Source organism: Pseudoalteromonas sp. 20-92, from assembly GCF_030847595.1.
GTDB lineage: Bacteria > Pseudomonadota > Gammaproteobacteria > Enterobacterales > Alteromonadaceae > Pseudoalteromonas > Pseudoalteromonas fuliginea.
This window is the reverse complement of the sequence record NZ_JANJGQ010000025.1, coordinates 24,831-44,059: the sequence shown is the minus strand read 5'-3', so window position 1 is coordinate 44,059 and position 19,229 is coordinate 24,831. Positions and strand designations below refer to the sequence as shown.

General features: G+C 39.3%; 15 protein-coding genes. 13 read left to right on the top strand and 2 right to left on the bottom strand.

The window, feature by feature from the left end; genetic code table 11:
• Positions 1-318: 318 nt before the first annotated feature.
• Positions 319-636: a thiosulfate sulfurtransferase GlpE gene (gene glpE, locus NRL14_RS17515; RefSeq protein ID WP_010554397.1), complete on the top strand. Its 318-nt coding sequence runs from the start codon at positions 319-321 to the stop codon at positions 634-636.
• A complete protein-coding gene (gene glpG, locus NRL14_RS17510) occupies positions 633-1,451 on the top strand; it encodes a rhomboid family intramembrane serine protease GlpG (RefSeq protein ID WP_306725238.1) in 819 nt (272 codons plus the stop codon). Before glpE ends, glpG begins: the two co-directional genes overlap by 4 nt.
• Before the next feature lie 3 nt (positions 1,452-1,454).
• Here the strand turns inward: glpG and NRL14_RS17505 are convergent, their stop codons facing one another.
• The gene (locus NRL14_RS17505) at positions 1,455-1,853 is read right to left on the bottom strand and encodes a flagellar basal body-associated protein FliL (RefSeq protein WP_007378947.1); all 399 of its coding nucleotides are present in this window, start codon (positions 1,851-1,853) and stop codon (positions 1,455-1,457) included.
• 221 nt (positions 1,854-2,074) lie between these two features.
• On the opposite strand from NRL14_RS17505, the gene NRL14_RS21100 reads away from it, so the two are divergent.
• The 11 genes from NRL14_RS21100 to ubiA all read left to right on the top strand — a co-directional run bounded on the left by NRL14_RS21100 (position 2,075) and on the right by ubiA (position 18,534).
• Complete coding sequence (locus NRL14_RS21100) at positions 2,075-2,287, top strand: transposase (RefSeq protein ID WP_373462541.1); 213 nt, start codon at positions 2,075-2,077, stop codon at positions 2,285-2,287.
• A 1,251-nt stretch (positions 2,288-3,538) separates the two neighbouring features.
• Positions 3,539-7,216, top strand: coding sequence for a PKD domain-containing protein (locus NRL14_RS17500; RefSeq protein ID WP_306725237.1), 3,678 nt, complete (start codon positions 3,539-3,541; stop codon positions 7,214-7,216).
• Positions 7,217-7,226: 10 nt separating this feature from the next.
• Positions 7,227-9,179 carry a Hint domain-containing protein gene (locus NRL14_RS17495; RefSeq protein ID WP_306725236.1) on the top strand — a complete coding sequence of 651 codons (1,953 nt, stop codon included), beginning with the start codon at positions 7,227-7,229 and terminating at the stop codon, positions 9,177-9,179.
• 56 nt (positions 9,180-9,235) lie between these two features.
• Positions 9,236-10,483: a hypothetical protein gene (locus tag NRL14_RS17490; RefSeq protein ID WP_033030905.1), complete on the top strand. Its 1,248-nt coding sequence runs from the start codon at positions 9,236-9,238 to the stop codon at positions 10,481-10,483.
• An 11-nt stretch (positions 10,484-10,494) separates the two neighbouring features.
• On the top strand, positions 10,495-11,334 hold the full coding sequence (locus NRL14_RS17485; protein ID WP_033040099.1) for a GEVED domain-containing protein: 840 nt from the start codon (positions 10,495-10,497) through the stop codon (positions 11,332-11,334).
• An 11-nt stretch (positions 11,335-11,345) separates the two neighbouring features.
• The gene (locus tag NRL14_RS17480; RefSeq protein WP_008134907.1) at positions 11,346-12,854 is read left to right on the top strand and encodes a hypothetical protein; all 1,509 of its coding nucleotides are present in this window, start codon (positions 11,346-11,348) and stop codon (positions 12,852-12,854) included.
• Between the two features lie 124 nt (positions 12,855-12,978).
• On the top strand, positions 12,979-14,115 hold the full coding sequence (locus NRL14_RS17475) for a hypothetical protein (RefSeq protein WP_306725235.1): 1,137 nt from the start codon (positions 12,979-12,981) through the stop codon (positions 14,113-14,115).
• A gap of 312 nt (positions 14,116-14,427) precedes the next feature.
• Positions 14,428-16,596: a PKD domain-containing protein gene (locus NRL14_RS17470; protein ID WP_306725234.1), complete on the top strand. Its 2,169-nt coding sequence runs from the start codon at positions 14,428-14,430 to the stop codon at positions 16,594-16,596.
• Between the two features lie 241 nt (positions 16,597-16,837).
• Positions 16,838-17,038, top strand: coding sequence for a transposase (locus NRL14_RS21095; protein ID WP_083829645.1), 201 nt, complete (start codon positions 16,838-16,840; stop codon positions 17,036-17,038).
• Positions 17,039-17,107: 69 nt separating this feature from the next.
• Complete coding sequence (locus NRL14_RS17465; RefSeq protein WP_033030935.1) at positions 17,108-17,659, top strand: chorismate lyase; 552 nt, start codon at positions 17,108-17,110, stop codon at positions 17,657-17,659.
• Positions 17,656-18,534 carry a 4-hydroxybenzoate octaprenyltransferase gene (gene ubiA, locus NRL14_RS17460; protein WP_306725233.1) on the top strand — a complete coding sequence of 293 codons (879 nt, stop codon included), beginning with the start codon at positions 17,656-17,658 and terminating at the stop codon, positions 18,532-18,534. The genes NRL14_RS17465 and ubiA overlap by 4 nt, the downstream gene beginning before the upstream one ends.
• A 12-nt stretch (positions 18,535-18,546) precedes the next feature.
• On the opposite strand, the gene NRL14_RS17455 is transcribed toward ubiA, so the two are convergent.
• On the bottom strand, positions 18,547-19,167 hold the full coding sequence (locus NRL14_RS17455) for a 2OG-Fe(II) oxygenase (protein WP_007377865.1): 621 nt from the start codon (positions 19,165-19,167) through the stop codon (positions 18,547-18,549).
• Between the last annotated feature and the right edge of the window lie 62 nt (positions 19,168-19,229).

Below are 19,229 nucleotides of genomic sequence, written 5' to 3'. Positions count from 1 at the left end.
AAGAAGGGCGGCTCTAGGGCCTGTTGACCTTTCAGGATTAAAATTTGTTCAATTTAGGGGCTATTTAATCGCGGCGCGAGGTTTGTGACCTAGTGGGCTAAGTAAAAACCGAGCAACAAAGAGTAAATTGCCCCTAGGCAGAACCCTTCGGGCAGCGTATGTTTGGCATTTGTGCTACGTTATCGCCTATTTATGGGGAATAACCACACTACATAGGCTCAGCCTTGCCTAAATACCAAACATACTGCTGCAAATTTAACCTCGAAAGATAAACAGGCCCTAGCCGCCTTTTTTATACTATTAATTAAAGAGACTTCAATGGCATTTAAACATATTTCTATAGCGCAAACGTTAGAGCTTTTAGATAAAGAAGACGTGGTAATTGCAGATATTCGCGATCCTAATTCGTATCAAGCCGGTCGCATTCCAGGCTCAGAAGCACTTTCTAACGGTAATATCGCACAATTTATGATGGAAAAAGAATTCGATCAGCCAATTATTATTGTCTGCTACCACGGTATGAGCTCACAAGGCGCAGCTAGCTATCTAGTTGAGCAAGGTTTTGAAGACGTTTACAGTATGGATGGCGGCTTTACAGCTTGGGAAGCGGCTTATAGCGAGAAAGTTGAGCGATGATAGAACTTGGCAGTTTAAATAACCCGCGCGCCGCACAGGGCTTTATAGATTATTTAAAAAGCCAAGGCCTAGATGCAAAGATACACTCAGCAGATGGCAGGAATGTCATTATTAGTGTGCTTGAGGAGGACTTTCATCAAGTTCAGCCGCTATGGGCTGAATTTACACAAAACCCTAATCATGAACGCTATCAACAAGCGTCTTGGGATGTAGGTAGCACTCAATCGCCGCTTAAATATCAAGGGCAATCACTTAATTTAATGGCGCGATTTAAAGCGCTAAGCTGGCTTAATCAAACAGTTAGCATATTGAGTATTGTTATTTATGTTGCTTTTTTATTAGGTGGATTTAATGAAATTTATACCGCTCTGCAATTTAACCCATCACAACCACTTAGTTGGCTAACCCCTGCGCTCGTTCACTTTAGCGCGATGCATATAGTGTTTAATTTAATTTGGTGGATGTCGCTTGGTGATAATATCGAAAAGCAATGCGGAAAACTAAGCTTAATAGGTTTGTTTTTAGTGACTGCACTGATTAGTAATTGGGCACAATATTTAATGGTTGGTCCTAATTTTGGTGGGCTAAGCGGCGTGGTGTATGGATTGCTCGGTTTTTGTTGGATTCATAGCTTTTTAAATCCGAACAAACCTGCGCTGGTTAGTACGGCTATTGTTGGTTTTATGTTGATTTGGTTAGTGCTTGGGTTTGCAGATGTATTGTTTGTAGGTATGGCTAATTGGGCGCACTTAGGTGGGTTAGTTAGCGGTATGGCTTTTGCCTACACCGCCAAAATATTTAACGCAAAACGTTAAACACTAATGATATAAATATTTAGTGAACAAGACTTCACGGATGATCTCTTGTCCTGTTTCTTCTTTTAAAAGGCTCTTAAGTTTCTCTACACACTTTGCGCGTATTTCTTCACGACCAGTGAGGGATTTTACTTTTTCTTCTGGCTCTTTAGATAAAATCTCTACTAAAGCGTCACGCAGTAATGGTGTGTGGTGTTCGACTACGGCAATATCTGAAGTATCATTAAGCATTAAATCGACAGTGACACGCACATAGCCCATTTTTTTACTTGATGCACCTATATAATTAGTGATTATATCTGGCTCAAAGCCAAAATAACCGACGGTTGATTCCGCACGTGCCGTAAAGCTTATTACGCTTACCAAGAATGTAAAAAGACCTGCGTATACTATTTTTTTCATATTTTAAGCGTTTCCTAAAACCTGTTGTAAATAGTTTATACTTAATAATAGGTAATAAACAGCGCCAAACAATTATTTATATTAGGGTATGTTGATTTTTGCGGTATGAAAAATAAATAGCGTGAAGGAAAGGCATAATTGAACTCGCTAAAAAACGATACACCGAATCCTCATACCAAGATTAATGTTTATAGGCGTCATGGAATATCTTATCAAAAGTAATGTGCTTAAGCGGTCGAATTTATAATCAGCTTGATCATAGAAAAACGCTTGAAAGCAAATTATATAATATGTGCACAGGTATTCTATGGCGAGATCTGACTTCTTATTTTAGTGCATGGAGTGCCATATGGAGTCGGTTTAGCTTATGGTCTAAAAAAGATATTTTGAACGAATTGTTTCGCATATTATCTCGCGATACTGGTATGGATTAGGTCTTTATTTATGGCAGTATTGCCATGGCTCAGCAGTTTAATTGCGGTGTAAGAATCGCAGAGAATGAATCAATCGGAAAAGTCGAGGTGGGTCTACAAAAATTCACCTTGCAGTAGATAGCAGAGAGTTACCTGTTTACTATGAATTATCCTGTGTAAATACGCAGACACCTTCCATGCAGAGTCACTCGTAGCTAATTTCCCAGTAAACAGTGCAATACCAATCTGCTTATATATGGGGTCTATTTAACGTTAAGAAAATTACGCTAGAACTAGGCAAAAATTTTTGTATCTAGTTGTTCTCGGCAATTGCTCCCTGCATTGCTCTACCTCCTGCATCCATGCAGTCGTAAATAAAAAATTTTTAACGACGTTATAGTGCAATTTAATTCGTTAAATTGATCAAAGATTTATGCAGGTTGGTATAAAGGCTACGATAGTGAAAAACTGAGAGCGTTCGTTTGTAATAACAGCGCTACACCTTTTATTCCACGTAAGTGTAACAGCTTGGTCGGTAATGAAAAGATTGACTGGTGTACGTAAAAATATAGGCACTTGGTTGGCAATGCATTTGATCGAATTAAGCAATATAGAGAAATAGCTACGAAGGTATGCCTTTGCTGTGCTTACTTATATGGGTTGTTATGTATTACAAAGATAAACCGTATGTTGATTTTTAGGTAAAGCTGCATGTGGTTATTCCCCATAAATAGGCGATAAAATAGTATAAATGCCAAATATATGCCGCCTGAAGGGTTTCGTCTGGGTTAAGTAAACCTTAATCCTGAAAGATTAAATGGCTCTAGTCTTTTTACCAGAGTAATTATTTTACAATCATCCAATCTAGAAAGACGTTTATTACTCATTTTACTTCCTCAATATTGCGTCAATGATCCCAATACAAAAATGGCTAGCTAACGCTTCCGTTTTCAAATTCACTGTAAATTACAAAATGATGACTGTGCTTCGCATCGTACAGACCTTTTCACATCTTTATTAGTTCTCAAAAAATTTAGATTTATTCAACAATAATAATAGGTTAAATAAACAGAACAAAAAAAATGAAATTAATCTCTAATTTTATTTGTGAATTTTATGTTAAGTTTTTATTTATTTTATGTTATTCACTTGTTTTAAATTGGTTGCTGGGCTAGGGTTTTATTCTTAACAGCACTTATTCACTCGACTGTTTTAATTATTGAGTCATTGCGTTCAAGTGGAAAGGTATCTTCAAATACTTATGGAGTTAATATGAAAGGATTAAAGTCTCTTTGCGTTTTAGCATTAGCGATAAGTACGCATTGCCATGCAACAGAACGTGTATCTTTATTCAACGACACGCAAAAAATTGCGCCTTCTTTACAAAAAAAACAATCCATATTTAGTAATGCTTCAGATCAAAACTATCTACTCGCGCTAAAAGTATTTGCAGCGCAATACTCAGGTCACACGCTTACATTTCACCAAAGCCAAATTAGTCAAACCAAGCAAAGCCATACAATTACCCAAAAGTACCAAAATATTCCTATTTGGAATCAAGACCTTGTTGTACTGACTGACGAGAGTGGTGTAGTTGAACAAGTTTATGGCGATCTCATTGTTAATGTTGCTAAAGATATATCAACTCTAACTCCCGCGTCAGAAGAACAGCTAAGCGTAGCTCTAGATTCAATAATTTCTCAGTTTAATAATGAACGCCCCAGAGTGTATAGACGTAAATCAGCAGAGGAAGTCATTTATATAGATACTCAAGGAAAAGCAAGGCACGCTGCTAAAATTGCCTTTTTCACCGATTTCGAGTCAGGGCCCTTTAAACCACAAAGAATTATCTCTTTTATAGACTTAACGACAAATGAACTCATCAGCCAATCCGATGTATTACAGCGGATCGTTTATGAGGGAGGAAGCGGCCCATCAGGCAATGACAAGGTTTCACGTCCAGATTATAAGCAAGTAGATTATGTTTCTTATCCACCAAAGACTTTTGTTGTTGCAATGGAAACTGACAATCAGCAAACCACCTGTTTATTCGATGCAAAAAACGTTGAGACTAGAAACTATAATCACGGCACAGCGCAAGTTAATAACCCTTATAGCTACAACTGCTCAGATTCAACTCGTAACAATTATAAAGAATATCACGGTGCTCGCTCTGCCTTGAATGATGCCCATCATCATGGACAAACAGCGAATTTAATGTTTGAAGCTTACCTTGGGCATAAGCCTTACTTTAATAAAAAGATAACTCAAAATGTCCATTATGGTCTTAATATGGATCAGGCATTTTACGAAAACGGCGAGGTATATTTTGGTGATGGTGACTACCTCTTCTATCCTATGGTTTCCTTAGATGTAGTTGCGCATGAAATCGCTCATGGTTTTACTGAGGAATTTGGCTCAAATACGCCAAAGTCAATGCTGACAGGACAGGCTCGTGCTATTAATGAAGCGTTTTCTGATATGGCGGGTGAAGCAGCTAAATATTTTTACTTGGGAACCAATGATTGGAAAAGCAATCACGAAACATTTCGCCTCGATGATGCACTGCGTTATTTCAAAACACCTACACTCGATGGAAATTCAATTGATCATGTTGATGACTATGATGACTCAGTAACTTCTCATCATGGCGCAGGGGTATTTAACAAAGCTTTTTACTACCTCACTACAACTGATTTAGATAATGAATCCTCACCTTGGAATACAAAATATTCCTTTATCCTGTTTGCTAACGCAAATAAAAACTGCTGGACCAGCAATAGTAATTATCTTACTGGCGCAGATTGTGTAATGCGACAAACCCACACGGTACGTGATCAGTTGACTCAAGATGGGATTAAAAAGCAAGATGGTAGCCAATGGCAAACCATTGAATTACAAAACCATGTACGTAAGGCGTTTGCGCAAGTAGGTATTGGCCTGAAAGTTGACCATGGGCTCGAAAGCGAACTTGGTTATGACCGCCAATTTTTGGTCTTTGATTTTAAAAATTTGACCCGTAAAGATGGTCAGCAAGTTACGGCTGCCAACAGCGAGGGCTGGCAATGGCAGTGGAATTTTGGTGATGGCAGTTTGCAAAGTAGCGTCTTTGAGCCTAAACATAACTTTGCTATTGCAGGCGAATACAACATTGAACTTACGGCTATCGACCCTTCTGGTCAATCAGATACTTTCATGTTGCCTATTGACGTTTTTGACGACTATTGTCTAGCGCAAGGCATTAATCATAGTAAGTATTACTTATCGTCAGTTTCGTTAAATAACTACAAAAATGACTCTACTTCAAGCAATTACAGTGACTACTCATATAATATCGTCGACGTGGAGGACGGTAAAGCACTCAATGTAACGCTAACCGCAGCACCACATCCAGATACTCAAGACAAAACAAAGAACTTTTATGTCTGGTTAGACAAAGACAATGATGGTTTATTCCACAAGACTGAAGAGCTCGTGCTCTATGGAAGCACTAAGACGCAATTGACTGGCGAGATATCATTGAGTGGCGAGTTAAACCAAACTTACCGCATTCGTACTATGGTGTCATTTGGTTTAGTGAAATCAGCGTGTGGGGATATGTCTTGGGGTGAAGTTGAAGATTACACCGTTAAACTAATCGAAAACAATGACCCTGCTGATTTGAGAATTACCGCTAACCAAGGCGTTAATCAAATGAGTTTTGATAACAGCACGGTAGATGCGCGTGTTAAGCGTTGGCAGTGGAAATTTGGCGACGGCACCACTAGTAGCGAAAAATCTCCTGTTTATAGATATGCGCAGTCTGGAAACTATGAGGTAGAACTAAAAGCGTATGATAGATTCAGCAAAGAGATAGGAAGTTGGAACAAACAAGTTCAGTTTGATACGACAATCACAGCAAAATTTATACCACGAAGATCTGGTAACACTATTTCTGTAAATACAGATCAAAGTATTATGCCCCAAAACAGTACGATACAGTGGCAATTTGGTGATGGCGATAACTCTTCGGTTAGAGATACTCAGCACACTTACCAAGCCGATGGTGAGTACACTATTACACTCACAATTGAACATGTCGATGGTACGCAATCGGCCAGTGAAACGGTAAAAATTGGCGAGAGCAATTTTACTCCTGAAGTGAGCTATACGGTAAACGAACAAGCAGATGGTACGTTTAAGGTAAGCTTTAATAACACTACCACAAAACCTGAAAATGCAGCTTGGGATCCCGATGTTACTCTAGTTTGGGATTTTGGAGACGGCACAACACTTACACAAAACAGTAATTTTGGCCAAGACACAGAGCATACATATCAAGTCGCTGGAACCTATACCGCTAGCTTAACTATTAGTTACGACAAACCTTTGTTGAAATATTGGAGTAGCCGAGTTACTGGCACCAAAAATATGCTGCTAGAGCTTAAATCAGCACAATCTGTTGAATATTGCACGGCGGTGGATCTCACCGACTATGAACACATTAGTAAAGTGACTTTCAATCAAGATGGTCCGTTTAGCAATGCGCAGCAATCTGGCGTTGTTAACCCGAATAATCCAATCAAACTATATGCCACACAGAGTAATACCTATCGTATTGAAGCCGGTTATGCAGGCAGTGAAACATTCGCTGAGAATTACCATGTCTGGATTGATTTAAATAGTGATGGCCAATTTGGTAATGGTGACTGGAGAAACGACAAATCAGAGCTTTTAATAATGGACTTCGATCAGACTAACCAAGACTACGGTAAAGGTTATGTTGAAGGGGAATTTAGCATTTTAAGCAATAAGTTGTCACAGCCTATCACGACGACTCGTATGAGAATTTTGCAGTATTACGGATTTAGTAGAGTAAATAGTATTAATCCTTGCTCTGACTATAGCAGTGCCGCAACCTCGGGGAGCGGAGAAATTGAAGACTACCTTGTCGAAATCTATAAAAATTAAGGAAAATAACATGAAAAAACTAAATAAAAAGGTGCTCATGCCGCTTGCAATCGCTTTAGCAATCAGTAACGCGGTAGCTGCTAGCAACTATATTAATGAACAACAAGTTACCACCGCGTCAAAACAGAAGTCTGGGCCTGCAGCAACGAAGGGCACAGCGGTAACACAGCCGGATCAATTTGGGATCCGCAAGCTAGATATGTCAAATCCACAGCACTATCAATTGGCAAAGTCACGATTGATAAAAGCAAATCGTATTGAGAGTGATTATCCGCAACTACATAAAACGCTAGATGTAGCTAAAGGACAGCATTTATCAGCAAAAATGAACATGACAACGTCTGAAGTGCCACCGGTTAGTGAAGCTGAAGTCGATATCATCAAAGAAGCGCATTTCTTCTTGGATATGAACTTAGCCATTTCATCAGATACAAATGAGCCATATATTATTGTACGTGCAAAAAGCTCACGTTTTGGCGGTACAAAAGCGACTTACATCGACTTATTATTAGAAGATGCAAACGGCAATCAGCTTGCTCCTTTGGGCTCTACATTTAATGTGTTGTATGGCAAAGACACGCTTGCAACTTCGACTATTTCACTGAAATCATTGAAGGCAAACTTCCCAAATTTAGATACCATTTATGCCAGTTCATATGTGGAACTTGAGCAAGAAGATGGCACCATCAGTACAACGATGAAGTATACTGAATACCCCTTCTCATGGGAGCATTTTGAAGCACTTTATGGCTCTGCTTCACCAGCTGCAAAGGGCGACGCTCCAGTATCTGCACTTAACGTTGGGATCAGTTCATCATTGGACACACGTCCAAAATACAATGCAACTGCACCTATCGATAAAAACAATGATGCTGTTATTAAAATCTGTCTAAACCGTAGTCATGCAGACTGTGACTACGCAGCAGATCAAATTGGAGATCCTAACGAGATTACGGATGTAAACATCCCATTCAACGGTGAATTACGCATTCCTCACGAGATCACTGATATTTATCCAACTATAGGTGATTTACCAAACGGTATAGATGAGCCAACAAATATCTATTTACAAGAAGGTATCTATGGTGGCGCGACAAAGCAAAGCTACAAAGGACTCGAAAATGCAGTTAAACAATTTTCTGACTATTTAGAATTTGAAGTTGATAGTGCAAACCAAGAGTCGATCATCCGCTGGAACATCCCGCGTTCAGAAGGTCGTTTTGGCAATGCCAAACTTTTCTCGAATATCGCCCAAGCAAACTGGTATATGACATTTGCTGTTAAAGGTTATCCGTACTTTAAAAAGGGACGTGGTGGCGCGAATGCATTCCAAGTATCGTTAACGTCAGAGACATCAGCGCGTTTTGGTAACTTTTATAGTGAAGTGTTGCCTATGATGAAGCTTGGTTACAGTTGTTTAGCAACCGGCACAATGATCACTATGGCCGATGGCAAGCAACGCGCTATTGAAGATATTGCGAAAGGCGATTTGGTGTTAGGTGCACTAGCTTCGAATACTCAAGTTAAAGAACCTATGCAAGTTGTTGATGTGTCAGTAGGAATTGAAGCGATTAAGATGTATCGCATAAAAGGCGCTGATGGCTCTGATATCTTAACAACTGAAACCCACCCAATTTCTACCTCTAATAAAGGTCTTATTTGGGCGAAAGAACTGCAAATAGGTGATCGTATTCTTACGGAAACAGGTTCCGTGCTTGTTACTAATGTAACAAAAGAGAAGTACAAAGACAAAATCTACAATTTGAAACTGGCGCCTACAGAAAATTCGAAATTCGCTGAGTCTCGTAATTTTGCAATGTTTGCAAACGGCATGGCGGTAGGGGATTTGGCTACTCAAGACGAATTGAACTACAAAGATCAGAATATTCGCATGTCAGAAGAAGAGATTCTTCAACGCCTTCCTGAAAAGTGGAAAACTGACTATATCAACAGTTTGGATTAATCAGGCCACTAGGCCTTTCTATTCGAAAGGCCATACTTCTCTGTAAGGAATTAAATATGAAATTTACATATTCTCCATTGGCACGTGCCATGGGGGTAGCGGTTTTTTTTGCCTGTAGTTTTTCAACCGCAGCTGAGCAAATAGGCAATTTTAACTTTGCTACTCAAGCAAGTAACTCTGACTTAGATTCAGTCACGCTAGGTACCGCTTACCACAGTGAAAAAGAAGGTTTTTATGCACTGCAAAGTGTACTTGGTCAAGTAGATGAAACCTATGGTAATACTGAAATGGATTTTGTTGTCGGTGTTGACATGAGTTATAGCCAACTATCGAGTATGCTTGATGGTAACTTAGGAGCGGCCCTTGATGTTCCCGTAATAAAAGTGGGGGTTGGCGCAAGCTACGCAAAACAAAATACTGCAGATAACTACACCGGTACTTACACACTATTTCTCTCCTTAAAGCCAAAAAAACGGCTGTTAGTTGCAGATCCTCAAACAGGGTTTAAACCTACACAAGCCGCGCTTGATTTGGCCAATGCTAATCCAGGAGACAAATTCAATAATATTGGTAATGAGTTCGTGTCAGCGATTGAATATGGATCTCAAGTGATGATCAACCTCAAGTTCCAATATAAAAATGACGAAGACAAAGTAAAATGGGGGGGACAGCTTGGTGTCGATTGGGCTGGTAAAGTCAATGTCAGTGGTAAATTGCAAAAAGTAGACGAAGACGTGAAACGTAATATCAAAATTACGGTTTCAGCATTACAGTTTGGTGGCGACCCGATAGAGCTTTTGAAGGTGATCCCAAATCAACTCGTCAACTGTACGATGGAAAACCCGACACCATGCTTTGATGTTTTTAAAAACAGCATCGATTACATCAAAACCAACTACGTTGCTCAGTTTGATACCTTGGATAAATATAACGTCGGTAGAGTATTGACACAAAGTTACACCGATTCAGGGCCAAGTCTATCTCCTTTAGTACCTGATGATGTGTACCCAGCTAAAAGCATCTTGACTAAATTGGCGCTCAAAAACATGAGTGATGATTGGGTGCAGGCAATTCTCGATAATCGTCGTGCGGATAACGTACTCAATTACTACGCCAGTGAGTTGAATAACTCACATCGAACTGCATTAGAAACCATTCGCGATAATTCACTCTTTAACTCTTTTATTTTGGCGGACGCCGTTGATTTTTGTAAGCGTAATCCAATAGGTAATTATTGCCGTGATAGAGAGCTACAGACTCGTGGCCGCGTTCATCAATATGACCGTAAATGGCTAGAATTATAAGGAATAAGACTATGTTAAAAGTCATGCTAACCAGCACATTAATTACCTCGTTTGCTGCCATAATAGTGCCATCAGTACAAGCGAATACGACTTTATTTGAATCTCGAGATTTACTCACACCACAGCAAGCGTTAGGTCGCTTTCAATGGTTGGAAAAGTGCTATTCAGGATTATTGGTTGAGGTCTCTGATAATATTTTCGACCCCACAACCCCCATTCCAAACGATGAGAAAATAGCGGATCTTAAAAAAGTGATGTTATACGAAAATAATACCCTTAGGGGAGATGCTAAATACCTCACCTTTGGTGACGAAGATAATGCGAATCCTAAGAACTGGTTTGCGGGTAAATTACCAACTACCTCTTGTTTTCAGATCCCGTCTGACTATCGGATCAGTGCTGTTATGGTCACCCCTACAATGCCAAACTATTGTACGACAAAGTCTCGTGAGCGAACCTACGAATTCATCCAATCGGTGAAGTTTTCCAATATTGAGAACACCAGCAGCAACACCTTTTACAGTAACTATGTTGGCGATACCGCGAAAATATATGCAGATAAAAGCTACCAGTTAACATTAACCCCAGGATTTAGTAGTGCAGAAGCATACCCTGAAACTTGGCATGTGTTTATTGATTGGAACCAAGACGGTGATTTCAACGATACAAAAGAAACCTTGTTTGCTGGTGTTTCTGAGCAAGCAACTCAGGTCGAAATTACCCCACCAACAGGTGCAAAAAAGGGCATGACGAAAATGCGCGTTACCATGGATTACTTGGGTGGCAGCAATGATGCATGTAAAGAAGTAGATTCCGGAGAGGTAGAAGATTACCTCCTTTACGTGAAGTAATAGGTGGCAACATGAACTTATACAAACAGACTATCGCGGCACTTATTGCCTGCACTACACCTTTCGCATTCGCAGATTCAAATTTTGTGAATGAAGCACAGCTAATGCAAAAAGCACTCAATGTGAATACCTTCCAAAGTGAAATACCTGGATTGGTGAACGATCACATTGTGTTGGGTACAGCCTATAACAGCGATCAAAAACGCTTTTTGAATGTTCAAACTGTCGCAGGTGAAACCATTGAAACCCTTGGTAATACTCGTGTGCAATTTGAGTTAGTAAATAATGGCAGCTACGACGCAGTTCTTCGTCAGCTAAATGGTAATGTTGATGTAGATGTTGGCTTTCCTGTTATTCGTATTAAAGCGGGTGGTCATTTAGCCAAGGAAATGTCCTCTACTGAGTTTTCGAATACTTATACCTTCCAAGCATCGTTGACACCCAAAAAACGTGTTCTTATGCCAACAGATGCCAATATTGGTTATACATTGACACCTTCAGGTAATACGCTAGCAAATGAGTATCAAAGTAAACTAATGAGCATGGCTGGTGATGCCTTTATTAGTGAGATTGAATACGGTGCTCAGTTACTTATTAACATGAAAATTGAGTACTTAAGTGAGCAGCACAAAAGTGAAATTGGCGGTTATTTAGGCGTTAGCTATGGCGCAGGAAATATTGGTATTAGCGTCGATGGTAAGCTTAATTATATTGACGAAGATCTTAAGAAAAGTGTGCGTATCACCGTCAGAGCATTGCAAAAAGGGGGGGATCCTAAGCAGCTGCTAAGTATAATTCCTAACAATATTATCACTTGTTCACTTGATAACTATGAGCCTTGCTTTACCTTATTTGAGCAAGCGGTGAACTATGCGAAGAACGACTTTGGCAATCAGTTTAATGCACTCTCTGATTATAATGTTGTGCGTTACAAAGCAACTCCTTACGAGATCAGTTCACAGGATTTACGTCGCTTAGACTCCGGTAATAAAGATATTCGCTTTGAAACTACCTACCGTACTTTATGGCTTGAAGATCAATTCAAAAAGTCGGTTAATCATGAGCACCGTGCTCGTGGTGTGCTTGCACAATACGCTAGCTGGATGACTGATGTACAGCGTCAAAAAGCAGAAAGTGTGCAGGAAGCCGCTTACAATAACGCTTGGATTTATGAGCAATATGCCCGAGTTTGTCGCGATAACCCTTACGGGGCAGCATGTTCAGATGCATGGAATGATTACCTCAACACCTGTGGTGGTAGCGGTGTCGGCTGCATACAAAGCTACACGCTTGCTGATCTGAATATACCAGCGGATAACATGAGCCAATATTTCAAATGCGAAAATGCTCGAGAGGCAACCGCGAACTTTGGTATTGAAGAAAACCATGTATCGCTTGGGTTTAGGCAATTAGGTTGGGCACCATCATTCGTTGATGCTAATGACCCCGCTGTGGGTGTGATGGCATGGCTACCATGTAAATCAGCCCTTCCAACCTATGGAGCTGCTTTTGAAAATTAGCGAGTAATAAAAAATGCTAAGATTCAATTAGTAAAATTGGGACGTGGTAAGTAATAAACAATCGAATATTGAGTTATTGCTTCCTCGCCCTTTGCCTCTGCAAACCATTTACAGGAATTTATGTATGCACTTAATAACCATATTAATAGTGCTCTGTGGCCTGTTAAGCTTTTACGCAAATGGACATACCTATTACTCTTTAAATACCGAACAAGAACAGCTTGGACACGGGTTTGAGCAGAAATTAGGCATACCGCTTGAACCATGCCTCGATGGTCAGTGGCAATTTCAAGGCGGTAGTATGGGCGATTTGGCTTATCGTGGCGACTTTGACTCAGATACCATGATCAATACCATCACAGGCAGCGTAAAGGCTGGTATCAACTTGGTTATTTTTGGAGGTTCAGCCAAATTTTCCATGCGCAGGAAAGTAACAAAAAATAGAAATTCTGCCGCCTCGGCAGTAGAATTAACCTATGAAAAAGGAAGTTATAACTTTGAAAATAGAACGACTAAAATGGCTATTCAAGGGCTACTAAATACAGATCCAAATCAAGTAAGAAGCCGCTGTGGTGACAGCTTTATCCACAATATCAAACTCGGCTCGCGTATCTATGTAACAGCCAAACTCCATTTTAAAGATCGCGCTAAATACGAATGGTTTCAGACTAAAATCAAAGTGAAGTTTCTTTTTTTTAGTAAGACTTTTACTAAAACTAAAGTATTTCAAGAAGCTACCAAAGATGCTGTATATACTATTCAGGTGAACACCGATGGTGGTATGACGCCAGAACTAGCAGGGCTAAGTAAAAATGGCACTATGCATTGTAAAACCGATAATCTAACTCCTTGTATAACGTATGCCGATAATTTGTTTAGCTATTTATTTGATGGTGGTAACTATGTTGATGATCTTAAAGACGAACATTTAAATATTTTAAAGTATGAAGTCGAAAGTTACGAGGATTCTGGCCATTATGACTTAGCCTATGCTGGTCAAGCTGCAATATCTGAGCGCTATATTGCGCTGTCCGCAAGGCTCAGAAGCTATCAAGATTTAGTTTATGACGAGATAGAGAGGTTGAGTGCGTTTAAAGCGGTATCTGAAGAGCCGCTTGAAATCGAGCAACTAGCAGCGCGTATTACTGCACGTAATACTCAACGTATCGGACTTGAGCAAGCTGGCGAGTATTGTGCAATTTTGCCCGGAACAACTCTTTGCGAAAGCCGTATTGAATCTGCGATAGCGAACGTTGACTAGTTGAACAAATATTTGGAAGAATATCTGCGATACTGCACGCTCTTAACTCGATGTCTAGCCACATTAGTTAGATTGTTCTTTAACTAATGGGGTTATTTAACTAATGGGGTTATTTAACCTGAACTTTGGATGAAAAACAGGCTAATTGAAACCTCAAGTTACTTACACACTACAGTCTATAATTTAGCCTAATAAATTGAAAAAATAGCGTATTTGTTCTAGAGTGTAAACTTAATGATAAAAAGCTAAAGTCAACTCATATTTCATTGATTTATAATGTCTTTTTATATGCCCATCGACTAAGGATAGCCAATGACTTTTTTTAAATCACTTTTATTGCCGACAAATCTCATCCAATTAAATCTTATTCGATTTAAACAATTCACCTCTATATTTATTACTTTATTCCTCGTTTCGTGTGGGGGCGGCAGCTCTGGCTCTCCTGAGATAAAACTACCGCCAATTGAAGAACCGCTAAACTCTGTTACTGAAGTACCAACAAATCAAATATTACATGCGTTTTTTCGTGATCAAGATAGTTCTATTGGCAAACTATCTGGCAGCGTAACTATTGTCGCGCCTGAAGTTATTGATAGTGACCCCGCTAGAGTTGAGTCTGTATGGGCTTATTGGGTAGATGAGCAAGGAAATAAACAGGGTGATGCTTGGTTAAAAACTATGAAAAAATCGGTTTACGATCTTAATATTCCAGAGGATACAAGTATACCTGAAAATACCAATGCGTTACTTCTTTTGCCGGTAAACACCATTGGACAGGCCACGAAAGGTACCCTTATTCCCTTTCATGATTTCATCGGTAATGCTGAATTATCGGGGCCTGGTGGAAATAAAGTTCACACTTGGGATTATGGCGTTGGTCGCAAGAAAATTTCAATTCAACGCACAGAAGAGCAAGGTGGATTATGTATTTTTGATAATGGTTTAGTTAGTATTACGCATATGAATAATACTAAGGATGAAGTTGGGGAGAGTTATAATCGTAACGAACTCCCTAACGATATTAATGAGAATGCCTTCCCTCCTTATTCCTTTTTATGTGGTACGCAGCCAACACATTCCGAAGATATGATTTCTGATGAGACTGGGGTTTGGACGTATTCAACGCTAAATGACGCCATGTTTTACGGCACACTAGTTTACAATAGCTTTGTTAAATACCTAGGGGAGCCGCCACTGGAGGACAAAATTAGAATCCGTGTCCACTATGGTCAACAATATGAACAAAGCGCCTTTTGGGATGGCGCATATGCCAACTTTGGTGATGCGTATCCATTATTTTACTCTATGGCTTCACTTGACATCATTGCGCACGAAGTAGGCCATGGAGTTTTAAATAGAATATCTGATTTAAATCGATTCGATCATGAAATTAGTACTGATGCTCGTACCTTGCATGAAGCCTTTGGCGATATCTCAGGTGTAATGGCAAAATACGAGTTTACGGGACATTCAGATAATTGGATTCACGGCCAAGAGAATGGCGGCTTTATTCGTCATCTCGATCAGATAAAAACTGAAAATGGTGCAATTGATAGCTTTCTTGATTATGAAGAGGCTGGTGATAATTTCTATTTACGCATTGGTATGATCACCTACCCATTTTATTTACTATCAAATCAATGGGGAATAGAGGCTACCTATAAAGTGTATTTAAATTCAGCGAAGGTCTGTTGGAGTGCGTTGACCACACTAACTGAAGCTGCTGAATGTATTAAACAGCAAGCAGGTGTAGCTGGCTTATCTGAAGAAGATGTTGTTGAAGCTTTTAAGGTGGTAAAAATAAAACTTTTTGACCAAGGCGTGCTTAGCTATTTTAATGCAGAGAAAATTAAATTACGCACTCAGTTTACCGATGATAGCCGCTCAACGAGTCAAGTAGTTCAATGGTTATGGGATTTTGGAGACGGCCAAACTTCAACAGAAGCAAGCCCCGAGCATATCTTCGCAGAATCTGGAAGCTACCCAGTTAAGTTGACAGTAACTGATCAATCCGATGATCAGGATACCTTTGAACGGCTTATTCAGGTAACAGATGAGTATTGTTCAATAAACTCAGCTCGCGTCGATAAGCATATCACTCATGTTTTAATTGGTGATAACAACATTAATTATAGTTCAACAGCATGGGACTATACCCAAATGCCTATAGAGCTAATAGATCCCAGCAATACTATCATTAATATTCAAGGAGATACTGAAGTAACAGAGCGATCTACCTCATGGAAAGTCTGGATTGACCTCAACGATAATGGAATTTATGGCGATGAGGTTAATGAGCTTGTCGTAGATGAATTTGTCGAAGAGGGGCAACCTTATGGCCTTAATACTATACTCGATTTATCAACGCTGCCAAGGAGCCGTCAGGCTAAATTTATGAGAATTATTGGCGACTATGCCGTTTTTGGTCCTTGTTCTTCGAGTATAGGGGAAGCACTAGATTTACGTGTGAGTTGGCAGTAAATTCGGTTAATACACCCTATTGAGTCGAGCTATTTATACTAGAGCGCGCTGAACTTTGAGGTATGAAAATAAATAGCATGAAAGAAAGGCATAATTGAACTCGCTAGAAAACGATACACCTAATCTTAATACCAAGATTAATGTTCACAGGCGTCATGGATATCTTATCAAAAGTAATGTGCTTAAGTGGTCTAATTTATAATCAGTTTGATCATAGAAAAACGCTTGAAAGCATTATAATCTGTGCACAGATATTCCATGGCGAGATCTGACTTCTTACTTTGGTGCATGGAGTGCCATATGGAGGCGGTTTAACTTATGGACTAAAAAAGATATTTTGAACGAATTGTTTCGCTTATTATCTCGCGCTGCGATTAAATCCTCCCTAAGTCGAACCATTTTCCATCTTGCAAGGTCAACACGCCCTCGTTATTTACGATAATGAATGATCACTTTTTCAAATGCTTTGGCAATGTTATTATCGCGTTGGATTTTATTTAATAGAGTTATCGTGATTACTTTCCCTATTTCGTTATTAGTCAATTGGCAATGCACATCACAAGTAAGTGATTTATCATCCTCTGAACGTGAGTGGCTTTTTGAGCCACATTCCTTAACAGTTAAATTAAAAAGCAGGGCGCAAGTATTTAGCGTAAAAGTGCTCAGTGAAAAAATTTTTGATTTAACACTTGAGCAAAAAGCATTGCTTGGCTGCGAAGCCTCAACGGCATTAAACCGAGAAGTACTTTTATTGTGCGATAATATTCCCATGGTATATGCACAAAGCTGGCTGCCAGATAATCAATTATCAAATCAACCAAAAAACCCTCTGCATAATATGGGGGATCGCCCATTAGGCGATGTTATTTTTCAAAATCCAGAGCTCGTGCGCAAAGAGATAGAAGTCGCTCGTTTTGATACAGAGCACCCGATACAGCAATTAGCATTACAACTAAACTTACCAATACAAAAGTTGTTAGGCCGACGTAGCGTATTTTCGCTTAAAGATTACAATTTTTTGGTCTGTGAAGTGTTTTTACCTGGAGCGTACCTTTACTCATGAAGCTAGCAACCTTAAAGTCACAGCATCTCCCTTACTACATACAACTTATGCGTGTAGATAAACCAATTGGTACACTATTGTTACTTTGGCCAACCTATTGGGCTTTATGGCTTGCTAATGATGGAATGCCTAGCTTAGTCAACTTTGTTGTATTTACGCTTGGTGTTATTGTCATGCGAAGTGCAGGTTGCGTAATAAATGATTTTGCTGATAGAGAGATAGATGGCTCAGTAAAGCGGACCGCCCAGCGTCCATTGGCTTCGGGGCTGGTTAGCAGTGGTGAAGCACTTAGTTTGTTTTTACTATTAATAGTCATAGCATTTATTTTAGTGTTGATACTCAGTTTTAATACTATTTTACTTTCTTTTGGGGCGTTAGCATTAGCCTTTTGTTATCCGTTTATGAAGCGCTACACACAGTTACCTCAAGTTGTACTCGGGGCAGCATTTGGCTGGGCAATACCGATGGCTTATATGGCCTCGATAAATGCACTTCCTTTACAGGCTTGGTTATTATTTATTGCTAATATTTGCTGGACGGTAGCCTACGACACAATGTATGCAATGGTAGACAGAGATGATGATTTAAAAATAGGCGTTAAATCGACGGCTATTTTGTTTGGTGAATACGATCGTCACATCATTTTTTTCCTTAATATGATCTTTGTAGTTATAGTGGCTTTTATAGGTTTTATTAATGAACTATCAACTGCATTTGGAGTTGGATTAAGTGTCGCTGCTGGTTTGTTGTTTTATCAGCAAACACTTATCCACAAACGTGAGCGCGGGGCATGTTTTAAAGCATTTTTAAATAATCACTATGTTGGATTAGCTATTTTTATAGGTTTATTGTTTTCGTATCCAATGGCTATTTAGTTTGAGTCATTTTTAGCGAGGCGGATCAATAATGCCGCTGATAGATGCGTTTTTTCTAAACCACCCAGCAATTGAATAACGATTATCTATGGCTGGCAATACCTCATGTACAAAACGCTCACTTTCAAATAAAACCAATGTACCGGCTTGAGGTTTTATTATTATTTCAATTTCTTTGCTTTTGGTTTTGTAGACAACAAGCTCACCACCTTGTGCTGGAGTATTTAGGTAAAGCACACTGGTAAAAACTCTGTTTGAGCGGCCTTTAAAAGCATCAACGTGTTTTTTATAAAAATCACCTTCAGTATATTTTGCATAGTGGCATTCATAGTCAAATAAGCCCATGAAAAAAGTACGGTTAAGCGTTGTACGAATACTTTCCATAGTCGCTTGATAAGTTAATTGCGCTTGTGAGGTACCATCAAACCAAAAGGTCTTATCTTTGCGGATAGTATCGTCAATTTGTAAATTATTTAAACGGCCAATACCAGCGAGGCTAAATTGAGGATTTATACGATAACAGTCAGCCATTAAATCAATAATAAGCTCTTCATTTATAGCATTAGGTATAACAGTGTAGCCAAGCTCTTCGATATCATTTAAATAAGTATCGTCGGCTGAAAAGTTAATCATTCAAGTGGGTCATTTTTTGAAGGTGCGACAGTGTAGCTCAAAAGAAGTTAAAAGCTATCACT

Coding starts and splice junctions, on each gene's coding strand:
- glpE (WP_010554397.1), top strand. CDS start 319: ATGGCATTTAAACATATTTCTATAGCGCAAACGTTAGAGCTTTTAGAT.
- glpG (WP_306725238.1), top strand. CDS start 633: ATGATAGAACTTGGCAGTTTAAATAACCCGCGCGCCGCACAGGGCTTT.
- NRL14_RS17505 (WP_007378947.1), bottom strand. CDS start 1,853: ATGAAAAAAATAGTATACGCAGGTCTTTTTACATTCTTGGTAAGCGTA.
- NRL14_RS21100 (WP_373462541.1), top strand. CDS start 2,075: ATGTGCTTAAGCGGTCGAATTTATAATCAGCTTGATCATAGAAAAACG.
- NRL14_RS17500 (WP_306725237.1), top strand. CDS start 3,539: ATGAAAGGATTAAAGTCTCTTTGCGTTTTAGCATTAGCGATAAGTACG.
- NRL14_RS17495 (WP_306725236.1), top strand. CDS start 7,227: ATGAAAAAACTAAATAAAAAGGTGCTCATGCCGCTTGCAATCGCTTTA.
- NRL14_RS17490 (WP_033030905.1), top strand. CDS start 9,236: ATGAAATTTACATATTCTCCATTGGCACGTGCCATGGGGGTAGCGGTT.
- NRL14_RS17485 (WP_033040099.1), top strand. CDS start 10,495: ATGTTAAAAGTCATGCTAACCAGCACATTAATTACCTCGTTTGCTGCC.
- NRL14_RS17480 (WP_008134907.1), top strand. CDS start 11,346: ATGAACTTATACAAACAGACTATCGCGGCACTTATTGCCTGCACTACA.
- NRL14_RS17475 (WP_306725235.1), top strand. CDS start 12,979: ATGCACTTAATAACCATATTAATAGTGCTCTGTGGCCTGTTAAGCTTT.
- NRL14_RS17470 (WP_306725234.1), top strand. CDS start 14,428: ATGACTTTTTTTAAATCACTTTTATTGCCGACAAATCTCATCCAATTA.
- ubiA (WP_306725233.1), top strand. CDS start 17,656: ATGAAGCTAGCAACCTTAAAGTCACAGCATCTCCCTTACTACATACAA.
- NRL14_RS17455 (WP_007377865.1), bottom strand. CDS start 19,167: ATGATTAACTTTTCAGCCGACGATACTTATTTAAATGATATCGAAGAG.